This window comes from Leucobacter sp., assembly GCF_053528595.1.
This window is the reverse complement of sequence record NZ_JAIVPF010000081.1, coordinates 33969-54834: the sequence shown is the minus strand read 5'-3', so window position 1 is coordinate 54834 and position 20866 is coordinate 33969. Positions and strand designations below refer to the sequence as shown.

The window sequence follows — 20866 nt, the reverse complement described above, 5'->3', positions numbered from 1 at the left end:
TGCCTGAGGGGTGCGGGGCGACGGCCCCTGACGGATCGGAAGCGGCGCGGATCAACGCGCCGCGCCCTGCGCGAATTCTACGAGGGGATGGAGCAGCGGCTCGCCCGCGAGGTATCGGCGGATCTCCTCCGCGACCCCGTCGGCCGCGCGATCCGTCGTCTCGCGGCTCGCACCGGCGATGTGCGGGGTGAGCACGATGTCGTGTCCGGCCGCGGCGAGCGCGAAGATCCGGTGCCCGAAATCGACCGGCTCCTCCGGGTAGACGTCGAAGGCGGCGCCCGCGAGATGGCCCCGCTCGACCGCGTCGGCCACCGCATCGTAGTCGACCAGCCCGCCGCGAGCGGCGTTCACGAGGCGTGATCCCGGCCGCATCATGGCCAGCCGTTCGGCGTTCACGAGGTGCGCCGTCTCGGGGGTGAGGCGCGCGTGCACCGATACCAGGTCGGACGCGCGGAACACCTCCTCGATGGTGCCGGCCCGCCGCACGATCCCGTCGAGCACCCCCTCGGGCAGATACGGGTCGAAGACGATGACGTCGGCGCCCATCGCGGCGAAGACGCGGGCCACGTGCGCGCCGACGGCGCCGGCGCCCAGCAGCCCGATCGTCGCACCGGCGATCTCGCCCCCGACCTCGTCGTAGCGGTAGAAGCCGCCCCGCCACTCGTGGGCCAGCAGCGTGTTGTGCGACAGCGGGATGCGGCGCAGCAGCGCGAGCGAGAGGCCGATGGTCATCTCGGCCGTGGAGACGCCGTTGCGGCCGGGCACGTTCGCGACCAGGACGCCGTGCTCGCGCGCGGCGTCGAGGTTGACGTTGGTGGGGCCGCCGCGGGAGACGGCGATCAGCCGGAGATCCGGGCTCTCCGCGAGCACGCGCTCGGTGAGCGGCGCCAGCTGCGTCGCGATGGCGGTCGTGCCCTGCAGCGCCTCGATGAGCTGATCCTCGGTGCCGGAGGCCTCGTCCACCTCGGCCACGCGACCGAAGGGGGCGTCGGGCCAGGGGAACTCGAGCTCGCGGATCTCGACCGCGCGATCGCCGAGCGCGCGCTCGAGCGAGCTGCGCAGGTGAGCGGAGCGGATGAAGAGGTCTCCGGCGGCGAGAATGCGTGTCATCGGTGTCTGCCTCGAATCTTGATGGTTCGGGGCGCGGGTCCGTGCTGCCGCGACGGGCCCCGCGCCGGGGTGGTGATGCGCGGTGCGGGCCGGGTCGGCCCGCACCGCGGCGGGTCGGCGGTCAGCCGCCGAAGACCTCGTCGAAGTACTCCTGCGCGTTGCTCTCGTCGATGACGGTGATCGGCATGTACTGGTCCTTCTCGACGTCCTTGCCGGCCAGCAGATCGGAGGTGATGTCGACGAGCGTGCGGCCGTGCGCCTTGCCGCCGCCCAGGCTGACCGAGGCCTTCTGCGGGTCGCCCTTGAGGATGTTCTCGATCTCGATGCTGGTCGCGTCGATCCCGAACAGGCCGAACGACTCGTAGTCGGTGATGCCGCTGGCCTTCACGCCCTCGTTGCCGCCCTGCGCGCCGCCGCCGCCGATGGTGGCGATGACCTTCATGTCCGGGTTGGCCTGGAGGAAGTTCTCGGCGTTCTTGACGCCCTCCTCGGCGGTCAGCGCCGAGTTCGTGGCGACGAGCTCCGCGTTCGGGGCGAGCTCCTCGATCGCGTCCTTGATGCCGTTGGCCCGGTCGATGATCTCGGGGAAGGTGGGGAGATCCATGAGGCCCCACTCGACGACGCTCTCGTCGCCGTAGTTCTCGTTGATCCACTCCGCGGCGGCTTCGCCGTTGGCGTAGCCCGTGTTGTAGGCGTCGACGAGGTACTGGGCGTCGTAGTTGTCGAGCACCTGGGTGTACCCGACCACCTTGATGCCGGCGTCCTGCGCCTTCTTCGTCACATCGACGAGCGACTTCGCGTCGACCGCGCAGATGATGATCGCGTCGACCCCCTGCTGGATGAAGTTCTCGATCTGCGTGACCTGCGTCGAGGCGTCGCTCTTGGCGTCGACGTAGTTGACCGCCAGGTCGTTCTCCGCGCCGTAGGTCTGCGCCTCCTGCACCAGCTCGGCCCACACGGGGTTGGAGAGGTCGGAGAAGGTGACGCCGACCGAGAATTCGTCGCCCGAGGCGTCCGATGCGCCGGCGGTGGTCCCGCTCGCGGACGAGCATGCGGACATGCCGAGCAGGAGCGCTCCTGCGGCGAGGACTGCGGTGATCTTCTTCATTGAGATTTCCTTTCGATGGTGCAGCGGTGATGGGGGAGTCAGGAGAGCGGGACGGTGGTGGTCTTCGGCCCGTACTTCTTGCCGCCGAGCGACATGCCGCCGATCTGCCTCGTGCGCCCCTTCGAGTTCTTCGACATGGCGTCGTAGATGACGGCGATGAGCAGGATCGCGCCCTTGATCACGAGCTGCACGTACTCGCTGACGTTCAGCAGCACGAGGCCGTTGTCGAGCACGCCGACGATGAGCACGCCGATGAAGGCGCCGAACATGGTGCCGCGGCCGCCCATCACGCTCACGCCGCCGAGCACGCAGGCCGTCAGCACGCTGAACTCGAATCCGGCACCGGTCGCGGACTGCGCCGAGTTGAGGCGCGAGAGCAGCAGGATCGCTCCGACCGCCGTGAACAGGCCGCAGATCGCGTACACGAAGAGGAGGGTGCGGCGGGTGTTCACGCCCGACAGCCGCGCGGCCTCGATGTTGTTGCCGATGGCGTAGAAGTACCGGCCGATGTAGGTCTTGTTCGCGATGAAGTAGCCGATGGCCCAGACGATCACCAGCACGATCACCGACACCGGGATGCCGATGAGGGCGCCCTGGCCCAGCACCGAGAACTCGCTCGGGAAGCCGGAGATCGGGAGGCCCTTGGAGAGCAGGTAGCTGACGCCGTTGAGGATCGTCATCATGGAGAGCGTCACGATCAGCGGCGCGACGCCGGTGAGGGTGATGATGAGTCCGTTGATCAGGCCGATGACCACGCCGAGCACGAGGACCAGCAGGATCGCGAGCGGCCACGGCACGTCGAACTGGGACATCATGATGCCGCAGACCACCACGTAGAGCGAGATCTGGTAGCCGACCGAGAGGTCGATGCCGCCGGTGAGCAGCACGAACGCGAACCCGACCGCGACGATCCCGAGGGTCGTGACCTGGCGCAGGATGTTGAACAGGTTGTTCGCGTCCAGGAAGTTGGGCGAGAGCAGGCTGAAGCCGATGATCAGCAGCACCAGGACGAGTACGATCCCGAGGCCCTGAACCCGCGGCATGAGCTTCGAGGTCATACGAGGTCTCCTTCCGAAGCCAGCGTGAGAATGGCTTCTTGCGTGATGTCTTCCTTGGCGAGCAGGCCGCGCTGCCGCCCCTCCTGCAGCACGACGACCCGGTCGGACATGCCGATCAGCTCCTCCATGTCGGAGGAGATCATGAGGATCGTCTTGCCCTCCGCCGCGAGGCGGTTCATGATCAGGTAGATCTCGTGGCGGGCGCCGATGTCGATGCCGCGGGTGGGCTCGTCGAAGATGAGCACCTCGGGCCCGGTCGCGAGCCACTTGGCGAGCACGACCTTCTGCTGGTTGCCGCCGCTGAGGTTGCCGACGATCTCCTTGCCGCTCGGGGCCTTGACCCGCAGTTCGCGCATGTAGCGTTCCGAGAGCTCCGCCTCCGCCGTCCCCGACACGACGGGCCCGCGGGAGAGCTTCTTGAGCGTCGGCAGCGAGATGTTCTGCTCGATCGAGAACTCCAGCACGAGGCCGTGACGCTTGCGGTCCTCCGGCACCAGGGCGATCCCGTTGCGGATCGCCTGGATCGGACTGGTCGAGAGCACGGATGCGCCGTGCAGCTCGACCGTGCCCGTCTCGGGGCGCTTCGCGCCGAAGAGCAGCTCCATGAGTTCGGTGCGGCCGGCGCCGATGAGCCCGGCGAACCCGAGGATCTCGCCCCGGTGGGCGACGAAGCCGATGTCGTGCACGCCGTTGCCGCCGAGTCCCTCGACGGTGAGGGACGGCTCGCCGATCGGGTGTTCGCGGCCGGGGTAGCCCTCGCTGAGCTCACGGCCCACCATGAGGGAGATGAGCTCGCTCTTCGTCGTCTCGGCGGTGGGGACCGTCGTGACGTAGCTGCCGTCGCGGAGCACCGTGACGCGGTCGGAGAGGCGGAAGATCTCCTCCATGCGGTGCGAGATGTAGACGATCGTCATGCCCTCCCGCTTGAGGGTCTCGACGATCGCGAACATCGCATCGACCTCGGAGGCGGTGAGCGGTGCCGAGGGCTCGTCCATGATGAGCAGCTTCGCGTCCTTCGAGAGCGCCTTGGCGATCTCGACGATCTGCTGGTACCCGGTCGTCAGCGTCTCGACGAGCGCGTTCGGCGAGATGGAGACGCCCAGCCGGGAGAACAGCGCCTTCGACCTCTCCGCCATCGTCTTCCGGTCGAGCACGGGGCCCTTGAGTATGAACTCGCCCAGGAAGACGTTCTCGGCGGCGCTCAGGTTGGGGAAGAGCGTGAACTCCTGGTAGATCACCGCGATCCCGAGCTCTCGTGCGAGCTGCGGCGTGAGCCGCTCGTAGTGCTCGCCGTTCACCGTGATGGTGCCGCTGGTGGGGGCGATCGCCCCGGCGAGCGTCTTGATCAGGGTCGACTTGCCTGCGCCGTTCTCGCCGATGATGGCGTGCACCTCGCCGGCTCGCAGGTCGAGGCTGACCCCGTCGAGGGCGCGGACGCCGGGGTACTCCTTGACCAGCGAGTCGACCTGCAGCGCAAGGCCGGTGCGCTCGCGCTCGTCGGTCGGCGTGCTCGGGAATGTCATCGCCGGAGTCTCCTCACTTCGTCGTGATGTCTATGCATCGCACTCATCATGTTCTTTTTTGTTAAAAAATGTCAAATAATGTTAGGTCTCGAAAGTGTAACGAAATCGAAACGCGTCGTTCACGCTGAGCGCGCCTCCGTCGGCGCGACAGGTCGAGGCGCAGCACGACGCGGGCGCGGGCAGCGGCACCCCGTTGCAGGGGCCGCCCGGGACCCGGTCGCGGGCGGCCCGGTCGCACGCCGGCCCGCTCCGGGACGACCGCGCCGCGACCGCCGCCGGCCGTCAGCGCAGTTCGGTCACGAGTCCCCGATAGGGAGCGAGATCGCGCGTCTCCGGGGCGAGCTCGGTCGCCAGCACGTCGATCTGCTCGAAGCTGACCGACGCCGCGGTCGCGGTGCTCCCGAGCTTCTCGGCATGCACGCCGATGACCACGCGCCCCGACGCCCGGGCGAAAGCCCGTTTGATCTCGGCCTCCTCGAGCGTGTTCTCATGGCACCCCTGCTCGTCGAGCGACGCCGCCGACGCGAAGAACGCCGACAACCGCACGGTCGAGAGGAAGCCCGTGGCGACGGGGCCGACGAGCGAATCGCTGCGTCGATCCGCCGCGCCCCCCGTGAGGATCGCCGTGAGCCCGGGGCGCTCCTGCAGCGCCTGGAAGGTGAGCATGCCATTGGTCACGACGCAGAGATCGCCCCCGCCGACGATGCGCTGGGCGAGCTGGTGCATCGTGGTCGACGAGTCGAAGCCGATCATTCCGCGATCGGGCACCAGCGGCAGGAGCTTCTCCGCGATCCGGATCTTCTCGTCCGCATACGATCCCTCGCGGCCCTTGAAGCTCACCGGCCCCGTGTACAGGGCCCCGCCGCGCACACGGCGGATCCCGCCGCCGCCCTCGAGCTGATCGAGATCCCGGCGCACCGTCATCTCGCTCACACCGAGTTCGTCCGCGGCCTCCGCCAGGGAGACCCGTTGCGTCTCGCGCAGCTTCTGCAGCAGCCACGCGCGACGTTGTTCAGCGGCGAGAGAGGTCATGGTGAGACCTAGCGTAGCGCTGCGGGGTCGCCGAGCGCCTCGAACGCCGATTCGGCTCCGGCACCGGGTGCCCGAACCGCGGACGAGGTCCTAGGCTCGATGGCATGGCGGTGTACGGCAGTATCGACGGAGAGCGTCGGCGCAAGGACCTGGCCGAGCTCATCCAGCGCACGGGCGAGATCTCGATCGAGGAGGCGCGGAGCCGATTCGAGGTCTCCTCGATGACGATCCGACGCGACCTCGAAGCGCTCGAGCTCGAGGGGGTGGTCAAGCGGGTTCGGGGCGGAGCGGTCGGGGCGCCCGCGCCGCGCAGCTACGACGAGCGTCTCGCCACCCGAGCCGCCGCCAAGCGGGCCGTCGCGAAGAAGGCCCTCGCGCTGGTCCCGACGCGCGGCGCCGTCTCCTTCGATGCGTCGACGACGGTGAACGCCCTGGCCGAGATGCTCTCGGAGCGCCACGAGCTCATCGTCTGCACGAACTCGATCCAGACCTTCGAGACGCTGACCCGCCTGGGCGGCCCCCAGGCCCAGCTCACCGGCGGGACCCACGAACCGGCGACGGGCAGTCTGGTCGGACCCATCGCGAACGCGGGGGCGCGGCTCATCCACACGCTCGCCTTCTTCACCTCGGCCGATGCGCTCAGCCCGGCGGAGGGCACCTCGGAGGCGTCGCTCGCCGAGGCCGAGGTGAAGCGGCACCTCGCCGCCGCCGCCGAGCGCACCGTGCTCTGCCTCGATTCGTCGAAGCTCGGCAGGCGCTCCACCGGCATGGCGCTCGAGACCGGCGACATCTCGACTCTGGTCACGGAACTCGCGCCCGAGGATCCCCGGCTGGATCCCTATCGCGAGTACCTCGACCTGCTCTGAAAGCAACCCCTCGCGCCCGCGGGCCCCGCCCCGCCGGAGGCGGTGCCCTCCTTGTCATCGATGTTATTTCATGTTAAGTTCACATAAAATAACATCTGCCACTGGAGGCACCATGAGCCACTCCGCTCACCCCACCGTCGACGCCCTCATCGCCCGCTCGAACCGCCTGGGCGCCGACAAGAAGAACACGAACTTCGCCGGCGGCAACACCTCGGCCAAGGGGCTCGCGCAGGATCCGGTGACCGGCGACGACGTCGAGCTCATGTGGGTGAAGGGATCCGGAGGAGACCTCGGCACGCTCACCCCCGCGGGCCTCTCGGCCCTGCGCATCGATCGCCTGCGCGCGCTGCGGGGCGTCTACCCCGGCGTCGACCGCGAGGACGAGATGGTCGCCGCGCTCGACTACTGCCTGCACGGCAAGGGCGGTGCGGCGCCCTCGATCGACACCGCGATGCACGGCCTCGTGGATGCCGCGCACGTGGACCACCTGCACCCGGACTCCGGCATCGCGATCGCCACCGCCGCCGACGGCGAGGAGCTCACCGCGAAGATCTTCGGCGACGGCGCAGACGGGCAGCGCGTGGTGTGGGTGCCGTGGCGGCGCCCGGGCTTCCAGCTCGGCCTCGACATCGCCGCCATCAAGGAGGCCAACCCGCAGGCGGTGGGCTGCATCCTCGGCGGCCACGGCATCACCGCCTGGGGCGACACGAGCGAGGAGTGCGAGCGCAACTCGCTCTGGATCATCGACACCGCGGCCGCCTACATCGCCGAGCACGGCGACGCCGAGCCCTTCGGCCCGGTCGTCCCCGGTTTCGAACCGCTGCCCGCCGAGGAGCGCCGCCGACGGGCCGCTCAGCTCGCCCCCGCGATCCGCGGCATCGCCTCGCACGACGGCGTGATGGTGGGCCACTACTCCGACGCCCCCGAGGTGCTCGACTTCCTGTCCCGCGAGAAGCTCGCCCCGCTCGCCGCGCTCGGCACCAGCTGCCCCGACCACTTCCTGCGCACCAAGGTGAAGCCCCTCGTGCTCGACCTGCCCGCCACCGCCTCCCTCGAGGAGCAGCTGGCCCGCCTCGCCGAGCTGCACGAGGCCTACCGCGCCGATTACCGGGCGTACTACGAGGCGCACGCCGACGAGGCGAGCCCCGCCATGCGCGGCGCCGATCCGCTCATCGTGCTCGTACCGGGGGTGGGCATGTTCTCGTACGGCAGGAACAAGCAGACCGCGCGCGTGGCCGGCGAGTTCTACCTCAACGCCGTCAACGTGATGCGCGGCGCCGAGGCGCTGTCGAGCTACGCCCCCATCAGCGACGCCGAGAAGTTCCGCATCGAGTACTGGGCGCTCGAGGAGGCGAAGCTGCAGCGGCTGCCGAAGCCGAAGCCGCACCAGGGCCGCATCGCACTGGTCACCGGCGCGGCGTCGGGCATCGGCAAGGCCATCGCCACCCGCCTCGCGGCCGAGGGCGCGTGCGTAGTCGTCGCCGACCTCGACCTCGAGAAGGCCCGCGCCGCGGCCGCCGAACTGGGCGACGCGGACGTGGCCGTGGGCGTCGCCGCGAACGTGGCCGACGCGACGGCCGTGCAGGCCGCGATCGACGAGGCCGTGCTCGCCTTCGGCGGCGTCGACCTCGTGGTCAACAACGCCGGCCTCTCGCTCTCGAAGCCACTGCTCGAGACCACCGAGGCCGACTGGAACCTGCAGCACGACGTCATGGCGAAGGGCTCGTTCCTCGTCTCGCAGGCCGCGGCGCGCGCCATGATCGCGCAGGGTCTCGGCGGCGACATCGTCTACATCTCCTCGAAGAACAGCGTCTTCGCGGGCCCCAACAACATCGCCTACTCGGCGACCAAGGCCGACCAGGCGCACCAGGTGCGCCTGCTGGCCGTGGAGCTCGGCGAGCACGGGATCCGCGTCAACGGCATCAACCCGGACGGCGTGGTGCGCGGATCGGGCATCTTCGCCTCGGGCTGGGGGGCGAACCGCGCCGCGACCTACGGGGTCAAGGAGGAGGATCTGGGCCAGTTCTACGCGAACCGCACCATCCTCAAGCGCGAGGTCGTGCCCGAGAACGTCGCCGACGCGGTGTACGTGCTCACCGGCCCCGAGCTCAGCCGCACCACGGGACTCCACATCCCCGTCGACTCCGGCGTCGCGGCCGCCTTCCTCCGCTGAGCGCGCACCTCCCCCTCGCGTTCCCCCTCGACTCCCGTTAGGTTCGAACACATGGTCAAGCGCCAGCTCCCCAACCCCGCCGAGCTCCTCGAACTCATGCAGTTCAAGAAGCCCGATCTCAACGGCAGGCGCCGCCGCCTCGACGCCGCGCTCACCACCTACGATCTGCTGCGCATCGCGAAGCGCCGCACGCCGAAGGCCGCCTTCGACTACACGGACGGCGCCGCGGAGGGCGAGCTGTCGCTCGACCGCGCACGGCGCGCGTTCGAGGACATCGAGTTCCACCCCGACATCCTGAGGCCGGCCGAGCACGTCGACACCTCGACCGAGATCCTCGGCGGGCGATCCTCGATGCCGTTCGGCATCGCGCCGACGGGCTTCACCCGGCTGATGCAGACCGAGGGCGAGATCGCGGGCGCCGGGGCGGCGGGCGCGGCGGGGATCCCGTTCACGCTGTCGACGCTCGGCACCACCTCGATCGAGGAGGTGCGGGCCGCCAACCCCGAGGGCCGCAACTGGTTCCAGCTCTACGTGATGCGCGAGCGCGAGATCTCCTACGGCCTCGTCGAGCGGGCCGCGGCCTCAGGATTCGACACCCTCATGTTCACGGTGGACACCCCCATCGCGGGCGCCCGCCTGCGCGACAAGCGCAACGGCTTCTCCATCCCGCCGCAGCTCTCGCTGAGCACGGTGGTCAACGCGATCCCGCGCCCCTGGTGGTGGATCGACTTCCTCACCACGCCCAAGCTCGAGTTCGCCTCGCTCTCGTCGACGGGCGGCACCGTGGGCGACCTGCTCAACGCCGCGATGGACCCCACCATCTCCTACGACGACCTCGAGGTGATCCGGGAGCTGTGGCCCGGCAGGCTCGTGGTCAAGGGCGTGCAGAACGTGCCCGACGCCGTCAAGCTGATCGACCGCGGCGTCGACGGCATCGTGCTCTCGAACCACGGCGGTCGCCAGCTCGACCGCGCCCCGGTGCCCTTCCACCTGCTCCCGCAGGTGGTGCGCGAAGTCGGGCGCGACGCCACCGTGATGATCGACACGGGCATCATGAACGGCGCCGACATCGTCGCCTCGGTGGCGCTCGGCGCGAAGTTCGCGCTGATCGGCCGCGCCTACCTCTACGGGCTCATGGCCGGCGGTCGCGCCGGGGTCGACCGCACGATCGCGATCCTGCGCAGCGAGATCGAGCGCACGATGACGCTGCTCGGCGTCTCCTCGCTCGAGGAGCTGGAGCCGCGGCACGTGACCCAGCTGCAGCGTCTCGTGCCGGTCGACGCGGAGGCCGCCCGGGAGGTCGACGAGCCCTCCCGCTGAACTCTGCAGGACCGGGGGTTCGCCCACCGGGTCGGGGTTCCGAGTGGCTGCTTCACCGCCCACGAAGCAGCCATTCGGAACCCCGACCCGGGCGCGCGGCGCGCACCCGGGGGAGGCACGCCCCGGGCGGCCGGGCCAGCGCCGAAACCGAGCACATTGTGCGAGACCGACGCTTCCAGCGCCGATAATTCACTCGGCTTGGAACAACAAGCTCTGTTTCGGCGGGCGGCTCGGCGCGGACTCACCCCAGCCGGGGCGCGCCCGGCTCGACGAGGTGCCGCGAGATGCGGTGCTCGAGGCCGAAGCGCACGCCCGGCCACTCCGGCTGCGTGATCGAGAACACGACCGTGTCGCGCACGTAGCCCGCGGCGGGCCGCAGGTGCGCGCGCAGAATGCCGTCCTGCTTCGCCCCGAGGCGCGCGATCGCGGCGCGCGACTGGTGGTTGTGGAAGTCGGTGCGGAACTCGACGGCCGAGCAGTCCCACACGTCGAAGGCGTGGCCGAGCAGCAGCAGCTTCGACTCCGGGTTCGTGCCGGTGCCCTGCGCGCTCGCGGCGTTCCACGTGGAACCGATCTCGACGCGCGGGGTCGCCGCGTCGATGTTCATGAACGTCGTCATGCCGATGACGCGGCCCGTGTCGTTGCGGCGCGCGGTGAAGGGCAGCATGCTGCCCTGCTCCTGCAGCCCCAGTCTGCGCCGGATCTCGGTGTCCATGCCCTCCGGCGTCGGCACGCTCGTGTACCACAGCCGCCACAGCTCGCCGTCGCGCGCGGCGGCGACGAGTTCGTCGTGGTGCTCCAGCGAGAGCGGTTCGAGGGTGACGAGACGGCCGCGGAGCGTGCCCGGGTGATCGAGTGCCATGGGGCTATTCTGCATCACGGCACGGGGGCGCGGGACGCAGCCCCGTGCCGCGTCCGCACCGAGATCCCGATTCCGGTCGCTCGCCGGGCGGGGAGACGACCGGAATCGGGATCTCGTGGAGAGGCCCGGAGGCCCAGGGGTCAGGACCTGGCGGCGATCGCTCAGGGGCGCTGCGCCCCCGGCAGGCACTCGCGCACCTCGATCGGCATGCCGATGCCCTCGGCGAGGGCGCCCGCGAGTTCCCAGGCCCGCGCCTGATCCGGCACGCGCACCACCCACACGCGCATCAGCGGCGCGTCCGCGCTCGCGGTTCCCCTGCGCACCTCGCGGTCGGTGCCCACCACCTCGGCCTGCGTCTCGGTGTCGAGCACCTCGGTCCACTCGAGCTCGGAGCGGCCGGCCAGCTCGTCCTCGAACCGCACGAGGAACCCGAGCGCGGCCTCGAGCGTCTCCGCAGCGCGCTGGTGGAACTCGGCGGCCCCGCCGTGGAGCAGCAGCATGTAACGCATGGCGTCCTCCGCATCTCCGAGGCGCAGCGCGGGCTGCGCCGCCCCGGTGCCTCCATCGTGGCACGACCGCGGCCCGGGGTCGAGAGCGGGCCGGGGTCGAGAGCGGGCCGGGGTCGAGAGCGGGCCGCGCAAGCGGAGTCGCGTCCTGCCGCTTCGTCGCCGGGGGATGCGGCCGGGGGCTGCCGCGTGTTGCGGCTCCCGTCTGCGGGCGGAGGGGCCGGGCCGGTGCGGGGGCGGCGGTCAGCCGAGGGCGGTCTGCAGCAGGGGTTCGGGATCGCCCTTCCTCACAGCGGCCCGACGACTCTCCTCGTCTGTGCCGATACCTGTGCCGATACCTGTGCCCGCGGCGAACTCGAGGATCGCGCGGGCGCAGCGGTCGTGGATGCGGAACGGCAGCGAGTCGATGCCGGGGCGCGTGAACGCCCCGCCGCCCGGCCCGGCCACGAAGGGGCCCAGCGCGAACTCGCCCGGCCGCCCGGGCAGGCCGCCGTCGGGCGCCGCCTCGATCTGCCCGGTGGTCAGCGCCGCGCCCGCCCAATCCCCATCCCCATCCCCGTCCCCGTCCCCGTCACCGTCCGCGACCGTCAACTCGCGCACCCGGCCGGTCGCGACGAGCCGCCGCAGCAGCGGGTTGTCGCTCTGCGCGGCGGAGGCCTCCGGCAACCACGCGTCGATCAGCGTGCGTGCGACCGCATCCGCCCGTGCCGTGCCGTCGGCGGTGCGGACCGATCCCGATGCCCGGAAGGCGCCCGCGGCCTCGTCTGCCACGAGCTCCAGGTCGCCGCCGAGGAAGCGCACCGTCCCCGCCTCGGCCAGCGCGAGCATCTCCTCGAGCCGGTGCCCGGGCGGGCCGCTCGCGAGGTAGCTGAAGTAGGTGTGCCAGCGCCGCGGCAGCTCGTGCGTGCGGGCGCGGGCGTTCCACCGCTCGGGCGGCACCTCGGCCAGCGAGAAGTAGACGTGCAGCGCGGTCATGAAGAGGCCGAGCGTGGCGCTGTGCCGCTGCGAGGTGCGATGGCGCAGGTCGCGCGCGATGTGCCGGCGCACGCGCTCGTGCACCGCGCGGGATTCGGCGGCGGGCTCCGCGGACGCGCCCGTCTCCGGGACCGCTCCCGGCTCCGGGAAGGCGAGCGGGCGGTCGAAGCCGTCGAGGTCGAAGCGGTCGTCGGGATCGGGCACCCGTTCGCGCACGAGCTCGGCGAGCTCGTGCGAGGCGATCCCCCGTCCGCCGCGCAGCGCACCCCGCAGCCGCTCGGCGAAGTCGGCCCAGTCGCCCGTGATGCGCTCCGGGTGCCCCGTGCAGAGCTCGCGATAGTAGCCCGTGACGAGCTCGGCGGCGATCAGCGGCCAGACGTCGCGCTCGAAGTCGAGGAGACCGCGCCGGTCCTCGAGCCCGGCGTGGAACTCCCGTCCGAGATACTCGAGGGCGACGGGATCCCCCGCCATGCGGCTCGTGATCTTCGAGCGGTAGGGCACCCCGCGCCGGGAGCCGAGGTGCAGCACGGGCTCCCGGCCGCTCGGGAGGTAGCGCAGCGCGCCTCCGCCCGCGCTCGCTCCTCCGTCGCCGTCGCCCTCTCCTCCGTCACCGCCGCCCTCGCCGACGCGCACGAAGCGGCCGCCGCGCCCCTCGGTGAGCAGCACGACCAGGTCGACGGCGGCGAGGCCCATGCCGCGCACGAGCACGTCGGCGCCGGCCGGCACCCATTCGAGGTCGATGTCGGCCGTGAACGCGGGGGCGACGTAGTCGAGGCCGTGCCGACCGGCGAACTCGGCGAGCCGGAGCGACTCGGCCGAGGGATGCGTGCCGTTGTGCCCGAGGGCGTACACCACGATGTCGGCCTCGAGCACGGCGCCGGATCCGAGGATCACGCGGTGCGGGGCCGGCGAGGGGCCGGATCCTGCGATCCCGGCGCTGTCGCGGCGGCGCGGATCGCGCGCGGCCGCGATGCGATTGCTCTCATGCGGTCCGCGCGCGGCCGCATGATGACGGGGAGGGGCCGCGGGATCGGGATCCGCGTCCTCCACCGACACCGCGACGTCCTCGTGCCACTCGACGCGCACCGCGTCGCCGCCCCGTCGCCGCGTCTCCTCCAGCGCCCAGCTCAGGTAGGCGTTGTTCAGCCGTCGCGTCGGGAAGTCGCGCTCGGTGATCTCGTCGATCTCCCGATCGAGCGCGGCATCGCTCCACTCCGGTCGCGCGATCTCGCCGCGCCGCACCTCGCGCACCCACTCGGCGAGCGAGGGGCCGGGCACGACGGGCCCGTCGATCCGGCACGACGGGTCGGTGAAGAACGCGACGTCCTCGAGCATGGAGTTGAGCTTGAGCAGGGGCGACTGATCCCGGCGCCAGATGCGCCCGCCGCCGGGGCGGTGCGGATCGACGAGACGCACGTCGAGACGGATGCCGGGCGTCAGCCGTTCGCGGTTCGCCACGATGCGCTCGAGGAGCATCACGGCGGCCGGCCCGGCGCCGACGCAGACGATGCGGACGGGACGGGAGGGAGGGGCGCTCGGCATGGTGGGGCTTTCCGGGTCGGATGACGGTGGATCCTGCGGCTGCGCTCGCTGCCCTCGCTCCGCGCAGGATGACGAGGCGGGGCCGGACCGGCGGCGTGCTCGACGCCGCCCGTCCGTCCGCGCGGTTTTCGGGGTTCCGCGCGAGCGGGAGCCCGGAACCGCGCGAGCGGCTCAGCGCGGCCGGCTACGGGCGGGGCAGCCCGGGCGGGTTGACGAGCGACTCCTCGACCGCCTCGTCCTCGAGATCCCAGCGGGCGAGCGCCTCGGCGTACGTGCCGTCCTCGATGATCGAGTTGAGCACGATCGCAACGGGGTCGATGAGACCGTTCCCCTTCGCCGTGGTGACGCCGATCTGGGCGTTGGCCGGGAAGCCGCCGTTGAGCGTGCCGACGACCTTCGACTCGCCGCCCACGGCCGCCACGTACGACGCTGTCGGGTTGGGCCCGAAGATGGCGTCGACCCGGCCGGAGGCGAGCGCGAGCTGGCCTGCGGCATTGTCGTCGTAGTACACGGGCTCACCGGGCGGCAGCCCGTTCTTCTCGTTCTCGGCGAACCAGTCGAGCAGGATCTTCTCCTGGTTCGTGCCGCTGCCGACGACCACCTTGAGGCCCGAGACGTCCTCCGCCTCGCTGATCGACTCGATGTCGCTGTCGGCGGCGACCGAGAACGCCAGCACGTCGTTGCGATGGGTGGCGAAGTCGAAGAGGTCCTTGCGCTCCTCGGTCACGGTGACGTTCGAGACGACGACGTCGTACTTGCCCGACTCCACACCGAGCGGCCAGTCGGCCCACGCGACGTTCTCGGGCGCGAACTCGAGACCGAGGCCCTCGGCGACGAGGCTGGCGATATCGGGTTCGATTCCGAGCAGTGTCGCGTTATCGTCCTCCGCGAGGAAGCCGAGAGGCGCCTCGTACGCCGAGACGGCGACGGTGAGCTTGCCGTCCTGGATGGGCTCGAAGCCGCTCGCTTCGAGCGCCGCGACGGCCTCGGGCACAGGATCGATGTGGAGGCGCTCATCGACGTTCGCGCTGGTCAGGTCGAAGGGGGACTCTCCCGCGCCTGCCTGGGGAACCGCGTTGGCATTCGCCTTCTCGTCCTCGGTGACCACGGCGCTGCAGGCGGTCAACCCCGCGAGCGCGAGCGCGGCGAGCGACGCGATCGCAATGGTCGCGGCGCTGCGGGCTCGCGGAGTGCGGGTCTGATTCGGTGGCGTGTTCATGGGTGGGTGCTTCTCTCTACTCGTGTGTTGTTCATGTCGGTGGGATGGTGTCCCGCCGGTCGAGCGACGGGGCTTGCGAGGTATCGACACCCTCGCGGTCTCCGGTTTCGGCTCGCTCGACCGGCGACGCGGCTCCGATGACCCAGTCGAGGAACTCCTGGGTGCGGGCCTGCTCCGGGGAGCGCAGCACCTTCTCGGGAGCGCCCTCTTCGACGACGCGACCGGCGTCGAGGAAGACGACGTGGTCGGCCACCTCGGCTGCGAAGCCGATCTCGTGCGTCACGATGATGAGCGTTGTGCCGCTGTGGGCGAGGTCCCGGATCACGCTGAGCACCTCGCCGACGAGCTCGGGGTCGAGCGCGCTCGTCGGTTCGTCGAACAGCAGCACGTCCGGGTCGAGTGCGAGCGCGCGGGCGATCGCGACGCGCTGCTGCTGCCCGCCCGAGAGCTGCCGCGGATAGTGCTCGGCGTGGTCGGCGAGACCGACGCGGGCGAGCAGTTCGCGCGCCCGCTCGATCGCCGCGGCGCGGTTCGCGCGCTTCAAGCCGATGGGAGCCTCGATGATGTTCTCGAGCGCGGTGAGGTGAGGGAACAGGTTGAAGTTCTGGAACACCATGCCGACGCGGGTGCGCCGCTGCAGCACCCGCTTCTCGGGCAGCTCGTGGAGCCGGTCGCCCCGGCGCTCGTAGCCGATGAAGTCGCCGTCGATCGTGATCGAGCCGGCGTCGATGGTCTCCAGGTGGTTGATGGCGCGCAGCAGGGTCGACTTGCCCGACCCGGAGGGGCCGAGCAGGGCGACGACCTGGCCGGGCTCGATCGTGAGGGTGATGCCGTGCAGCACCTCGCGGACGCCGTAGGACTTGTGCACGCCGGAGATCTCCACGAGACCGGTGGGCTCGGGCGACGCGGCGGGCCCCGGGGCCGGGCCGGGCGCAGAGGCCGCAGCGGGGCCCGGGTCGGCGCCGGAGGCGGGGGCGGGGGCTCGATCGATCCCGGGATCCCGGGTCGTCGTCTCGTCGATGGTGGGGGTGGGCACGTCGGTCTCCTTAGTGCTGGCTCGAGTTGATCGCGGCGACGGACGCCGGGGGAAGCGGCTGAGCGGCTCCGCTGCGCACCCGTCCGGCGAGCCCGCGGATCGCGCGACGCGCCTTCTGGAGCGGCGTCGGGGGCAGCTCCCGGGCGGTGCCGCGGGCGAAGCGGCGCTCGATGTAGTACTGCGCGACGCTCAGCACGGTCGTGAAGATCGTGTACCAGACGGCGGCGACGAGCAGCAGCGGGATCACCTGCTGGTTGCGGTTGTAGATGACCTGCACGGTGTAGAAGAGCTCGGGCAGGGCGACGATGAAGACCACCGAGGTGCCCTTCAGCAGGCCGATCACCTCGTTGAAGGCGTTGGGCAGGATCGCGCGCGCCGCCTGGGGCAGCACGATGCGGAAGAAGCGGCGGGAGCGAGGGATCCCGAGCGCCTTCGCGGCCTCGATCTGCCCCTGGTCGACCGACAGCAGCCCGCCGCGGATGATCTCGGCCGAGTAGGCCGCCTGGTGCAGCGAGAGGCCGAGGATCGCCGCGACCGAGGACGAGAGCAGACGCACGGTGTCGAACTCGACCAGCCAGAAGTCGTAGGTGAAGGGCCAGCCGATCCCGAGCGTGGGGAAGAGGTATCCGAGGTTGTACCAGATGACGAGCTGCACGATCAGCGGCACGGAGCGGAAGAACCAGATGAATCCCCAGGCGAACGAGTTCAGCAGCGGCGAGCCGGAGAGCCGGGCGAGCGCGAGCAGCGCGCCCAGCACGAAGCCGATCACCGCCGAGATCGCCGTGAGCCAGAGCGTCAGCCAGAGGCCGCGGAGCACGGCGTCGTTGAAGAAGTACTCGGCGAAGACGTGCCAGCGCCACTGCTCGTTGGAGAAGAAGGTCCACACCAGCTGGGCGAGCAGGAAGACGGCGACGGCGCTGAGGCTCCACCGCCACCAGTGACGCAGCGGGACGACGTCGAGCGCGACGGGCGGGGGCGAACCGCCCTTCACCGCCTCGGTCTTCGCAGGGTCGAGCGTGAGGGTCATGGTCGTGCTTCCTGTTCGGTGTCGACGCCGGCGCTCTCGGCCGGCGGGAGGGGTTTCTCGAAGGGGTGGACGCCGATCTCGGCGGCGGGCAGCGCGGGATCGAAGAGCGGCGTGTAGCCCTGCGAGCGGTACAGGCCGACGGCCTCGGGCTGTCGCGGCCCGGTCGTCAGGTAGATGCGTCGGTAGCCCGCATGGGCCGCGCGGCGTTCGAGCTCGGCGAGCACGAGCTTCGCGAGCCCGCGGCCGCGCAGGTCCGGGCGGGTCCAGACGCGCTTCACCTCGGCGGTGGTCTCGTCGTAGCGCATGTACGCGCCTCCCGAGATCGGCTCGCCGTCGCGCAGCAGCAGCAGGAACAGCCCGTGCGGCGGGGCGAATGCCTCGGCGGGGTAGCGGTTGATCTCGACGATGGCCGGCTCGCCGAAGACCTCCGCGCCGTAGCGCGTGTCGTACTCGCGCTCGAGGTCCGCGAGCAGCGGGGCGCCGATCGGGTCGGTGTAGTCCACCGCCGCGAAGACGTCTCCCGGGCGCCCGGCTGCGGCGGGCGGCCGCTCGAGCGGCCGCGCTCCGGTGGTGGCGACGCTCATGCGGCCGCCTCCTCAGCGCTCTCGCCGGCGCGGTTCGCGGGGCGGGACGGCTGCGGCAGGCCCAGGGTGCGGCGCAGCGTGACGTTCGCCCCGGTCACGGGGTCGGTCTCGTACTCGGTGCGGAAGACGCCGCGCTCCTGCAGCAGCGGCACGACGCGATCCACGAACTCATCGAGGCCGCCCGGCGTGAGGTGCGGCACGAGCACGAAGCCGTCCGAGGCGCGGCCCTGCACGAAGCGGTCGATCTCGGCCGCGATCGTCTCGGGCGATCCCACGAAACTGTGCTGCGCGGTCTCGGCGGCCACCAGCTCGCGCAGGGTGAGCCGCTCGGCGTCGGCGCGGGCGCGCAGCTGAGCGGCGCGGGCGACACGATCCTCGACGCGGGTCGACACCTGGCCGAGCCGCTGCTCGCCCTCGCCCGGCTCCTCGACGGGCAGCGCTCCGTCGGGATCGAGTCCCGGCAGCTCGCGGCCCCAGATGGCCTCGATCCAGGCGACGGCCGTCTGCGGACTCGTCTGCGCGAGCGCGATCTCGCGCGAGCGCTCGCGCGCCTCGGCGTCGGTGTCCCCGAGCGCGAAGGTGGCGCCGGGCAGGATCAGCAGCGAGTCCTCGCTGCGCCCCGCCGCCGGCAGCCGGCCCTTGACGTCGCGGTAGAAGGCGCGCCCCTCCTCGAAGTCCGTGTGGCGCGAGAAGATGATCTCGGCGTTCGCGGCGGCGAAGTCGCGGCCGGCCGGCGAATCGCCCGCCTGCACGATCACCGGGTAGCCCTGCGGGCTGCGCGGCACCGTGCTCGTGGCCGCGATCTGGAACTGCTCGCCGCGGTGCAGCACGCTGCGCACGCGGCCGGGGTCGACGAACCGGCCGTCGCTCCGATCGGCGACGACCGCGTCGGGCTCCCACGAGTCCCACAGCGCCTTCGCCAGCGCCACGAACTCCTCGGCGCGGGCGTAGCGCTCGTCGTAGGGCAGGTAGCCGCCGCGGCGGAAGTTGCCGCCGTGGAAGGCGTCGGGCGAGGTGACGACGTTCCAGCCGACGCGCCCGCCCGAGAGGTGGTCGATCGTGGCGAGCTGGCGCGCGAGCTCGTAGGGCTCGTTGAAGGTGCTCGACAGGGTGCCGACCACGCCGATGCTGCGGGTCACCGATGCCAGTGCGGCGAGGATCGCGAGCGTGGCCGGCCGGCCGGCCACGTCGAGGTCGTGGATCCTGCCGCCGTGCTCGCGCACGCGCAGGCCCTCGGCGAGGAAGATGTAGTCGAAGAGGCCGCGCTCGGCCGTCTGCGCGAAGTGCCGGAACGACGCGAAGTCGATCTGACTGCCCGATTCCGGATCGCTCCAGACCGTCGTGCTGTTGACGCCGGGGAAGTGCGCCACGAGGTGCACCTGCCGCGTGCCGGTGCGCCCGCTCATGCGGCCACCTCCTCGGTGCCGGCCGCCGCGTAGCGGTTGGCCGCCTGCGCGAGGCCGAAGCGCTCGCGCAGCGTTCCCGGATCACCGGGTTCCGCCGCGAGGCCGCGCTCGCGCAGCCGCGGCAGCAGGGCGTCGGCGATGGCCGCCAGGTCGCTCGGCAGCGCCAGCGGGCGCAGCCGCACGCCGTCGATCCCCGCCTCGCTCCACGCCTCGATCAGCGCGGCGACCTCGTCGGCCGAACCCGCGGCGAGGGCGGCGTCGCTCTCGAAGCCCGTCTCCGCGAGCGCGTCGAGACGGCGCAGCCGATCCTCCGCCCGCTCCTCGGCCGTATCGAGCCCCACCACCAGGTCCGCGACGATGCGCAGCGGCTGGAGCCCCAGTGCCGGACGGTCCACGGCGGCCTCGGCGGCGCGGACGGCCGCGACGATCTCGGCGGCGGGGGCGCCCCGTGAGGCGCCGGTGCGGGCCGACGGGTGCTCCGGCGTCACGAAGACGATGTCCGCCGCGCGGGCCGCGAGCTCGTAGACGGGGGTCGCGTGCGCCAGCAGCGTCACCGGCAGCTGCCCCTGCGGCGAGCGCGGCACGATCGAGGGGCCGACGACGGAGAAGCGCTCTCCGGCGAAGTCGATGTGGTGCACGCGGTCTCGGTCGAGGAATCGCCCGGTGGCCACGTCGCGGATCACGGCGTCGTCCTCCCAGCTGTCCCAGAGGCGGCGTGCCACCTCGGCCGCGTCGGCGGCCTCGCCGATCAGCTCGTCGAGCCCCGCGTCGGGCTCGCCCGCCGCCACGCGCTCGAGGTCGATCGCCGGCGCCGGCTTGCGGCCGAACGCGGCCGCGGCCGCGGGCTCGCCCGAGAAGCGCAGCTGCCACCCGGCGCGGCCCTCGGAGACGTGGTCGAGGGTCTGCAGCGCGGTCGCCACGTGGAAGGGCTCCGTGTGGGTGGTGGTGACCGTGGGGATGAGCCCGATGCCCCGCGTGCGCGGCGCGATCCAGCTCGCGATGAGCAGCGCGTCGAGGCGCCCCTCGACGATGGCGGGCTGCGGCCGCGGCGGCAGCGCGCCCACGGCCCGCTGCCCGAACGGGTGCGCGCTCTGCAGGCGGAGCGCGTCCTCGATGGTGGCGTAGTCGATCCCGGCGGCGTCGGCCCGGTCGACGAGGTCGTGCCAGTAGGCGGCCGAGAAGATCTCGGTCGCGCGAGCGGTCGGCTCCCGCCATGCGGCGGGATGCCAGCCGGCGCCGTCGAGCGCGACACCGATGGTGAAGGGGAGCCCAGAGCTTTTCCGTTTCGTTATGGGAGACATGCTGCGAGCTTATGACTAGCGCTCCAGGCGGTCGCAACAACGTGACGGAAAATGACCGTTACGCTCTGTTGCGGCCCTCCCCCGCGGCTGCGGAGCAGCACCGCCTACACTGACTTGCAACCCCGCAGGATGAGATCCCGCGGCGACTCCGCGACATCACACCGTGGAGCACCCGCCGTCCGCCCGCGGCGCTGCGCGCCGCTCCGGCGGACGACCAT

Annotated in this window: 17 protein-coding genes; 3 read left to right on the top strand and 14 right to left on the bottom strand. The window is 71.4% G+C overall.

All coding sequences use genetic code 11. The features are described from left to right. Window positions 1-51: 51 nt before the first annotated feature. The 5 genes from ACWKZU_RS16325 to ACWKZU_RS16305 form a co-directional block, all read right to left on the bottom strand. Window positions 52-1110 carry an NAD(P)-dependent oxidoreductase gene (locus ACWKZU_RS16325; RefSeq protein WP_449283391.1) on the bottom strand — a complete coding sequence of 353 codons (1059 nt, stop codon included), beginning with the start codon at window positions 1108-1110 and terminating at the stop codon, window positions 52-54. Between the two features lie 121 nt (window positions 1111-1231). Continuing rightward, the gene (locus ACWKZU_RS16320) at window positions 1232-2218 is read right to left on the bottom strand and encodes a sugar ABC transporter substrate-binding protein (protein ID WP_449283390.1); all 987 of its coding nucleotides are present in this window, start codon (window positions 2216-2218) and stop codon (window positions 1232-1234) included. 38 nt (window positions 2219-2256) lie between these two features. Next, window positions 2257-3276 carry an ABC transporter permease gene (locus ACWKZU_RS16315; RefSeq protein WP_449283389.1) on the bottom strand — a complete coding sequence of 340 codons (1020 nt, stop codon included), beginning with the start codon at window positions 3274-3276 and terminating at the stop codon, window positions 2257-2259. Further along, on the bottom strand, window positions 3273-4799 hold the full coding sequence (locus tag ACWKZU_RS16310; RefSeq protein ID WP_449283388.1) for a sugar ABC transporter ATP-binding protein: 1527 nt from the start codon (window positions 4797-4799) through the stop codon (window positions 3273-3275). The genes ACWKZU_RS16315 and ACWKZU_RS16310 overlap by 4 nt, the downstream gene beginning before the upstream one ends. Before the next feature lie 282 nt (window positions 4800-5081). Beyond that, window positions 5082-5831 carry a DeoR/GlpR family DNA-binding transcription regulator gene (locus ACWKZU_RS16305; RefSeq protein WP_449283387.1) on the bottom strand — a complete coding sequence of 250 codons (750 nt, stop codon included), beginning with the start codon at window positions 5829-5831 and terminating at the stop codon, window positions 5082-5084. Window positions 5832-5935: 104 nt separating this feature from the next. Between ACWKZU_RS16305 and ACWKZU_RS16300 the strand changes: the two genes are divergently transcribed. The 3 genes from ACWKZU_RS16300 (at window position 5936) to ACWKZU_RS16290 (ending at window position 10190) form a co-directional block, all read left to right on the top strand. Beyond that, the gene (locus ACWKZU_RS16300; RefSeq protein ID WP_449283386.1) at window positions 5936-6697 is read left to right on the top strand and encodes a DeoR/GlpR family DNA-binding transcription regulator; all 762 of its coding nucleotides are present in this window, start codon (window positions 5936-5938) and stop codon (window positions 6695-6697) included. Window positions 6698-6809: 112 nt separating this feature from the next. Continuing rightward, window positions 6810-8870: a bifunctional aldolase/short-chain dehydrogenase gene (locus ACWKZU_RS16295; protein ID WP_449283385.1), complete on the top strand. Its 2061-nt coding sequence runs from the start codon at window positions 6810-6812 to the stop codon at window positions 8868-8870. Window positions 8871-8921: 51 nt separating this feature from the next. Next, complete coding sequence (locus ACWKZU_RS16290; RefSeq protein ID WP_449283384.1) at window positions 8922-10190, top strand: alpha-hydroxy acid oxidase; 1269 nt, start codon at window positions 8922-8924, stop codon at window positions 10188-10190. A 241-nt stretch (window positions 10191-10431) separates the two neighbouring features. Here the strand turns inward: ACWKZU_RS16290 and ACWKZU_RS16285 are convergent, their stop codons facing one another. From ACWKZU_RS16285 to ACWKZU_RS16245, 9 genes are all read right to left on the bottom strand, one after another. After that, on the bottom strand, window positions 10432-11052 hold the full coding sequence (locus tag ACWKZU_RS16285) for a GNAT family N-acetyltransferase (RefSeq protein ID WP_449283383.1): 621 nt from the start codon (window positions 11050-11052) through the stop codon (window positions 10432-10434). A 161-nt stretch (window positions 11053-11213) separates the two neighbouring features. Next, window positions 11214-11561, bottom strand: a complete 348-nt coding sequence (locus ACWKZU_RS16280) for a hypothetical protein (protein WP_449283382.1) — start codon at window positions 11559-11561, stop codon at window positions 11214-11216. A gap of 240 nt (window positions 11562-11801) precedes the next feature. After that, window positions 11802-14075 (bottom strand): FAD/NAD(P)-binding protein, encoded by a 2274-nt coding sequence (locus tag ACWKZU_RS16275; protein ID WP_449283381.1) that lies wholly within the window; start codon window positions 14073-14075, stop codon window positions 11802-11804. Between the two features lie 184 nt (window positions 14076-14259). Beyond that, window positions 14260-15294 (bottom strand): ABC transporter substrate-binding protein, encoded by a 1035-nt coding sequence (locus tag ACWKZU_RS16270; RefSeq protein ID WP_449283380.1) that lies wholly within the window; start codon window positions 15292-15294, stop codon window positions 14260-14262. Window positions 15295-15325: 31 nt separating this feature from the next. Further along, entirely contained in the window at window positions 15326-16330 is a 1005-nt protein-coding gene (locus ACWKZU_RS16265) for an amino acid ABC transporter ATP-binding protein (RefSeq protein ID WP_449283379.1), read from the bottom strand. Window positions 16331-16340: 10 nt separating this feature from the next. Continuing rightward, window positions 16341-17357: an amino acid ABC transporter permease gene (locus tag ACWKZU_RS16260; protein ID WP_449283378.1), complete on the bottom strand. Its 1017-nt coding sequence runs from the start codon at window positions 17355-17357 to the stop codon at window positions 16341-16343. Further along, a complete protein-coding gene (locus ACWKZU_RS16255; protein WP_449283377.1) occupies window positions 17354-17941 on the bottom strand; it encodes a GNAT family N-acetyltransferase in 588 nt (195 codons plus the stop codon). The genes ACWKZU_RS16260 and ACWKZU_RS16255 overlap by 4 nt, the downstream gene beginning before the upstream one ends. Beyond that, a complete protein-coding gene (locus ACWKZU_RS16250; protein ID WP_449283376.1) occupies window positions 17938-19347 on the bottom strand; it encodes an NtaA/DmoA family FMN-dependent monooxygenase in 1410 nt (469 codons plus the stop codon). The genes ACWKZU_RS16255 and ACWKZU_RS16250 overlap by 4 nt, the downstream gene beginning before the upstream one ends. Further along, window positions 19344-20648 (bottom strand): LLM class flavin-dependent oxidoreductase, encoded by a 1305-nt coding sequence (locus ACWKZU_RS16245; protein ID WP_449283375.1) that lies wholly within the window; start codon window positions 20646-20648, stop codon window positions 19344-19346. The genes ACWKZU_RS16250 and ACWKZU_RS16245 overlap by 4 nt, the downstream gene beginning before the upstream one ends. Window positions 20649-20866 lie beyond the last annotated feature (218 nt).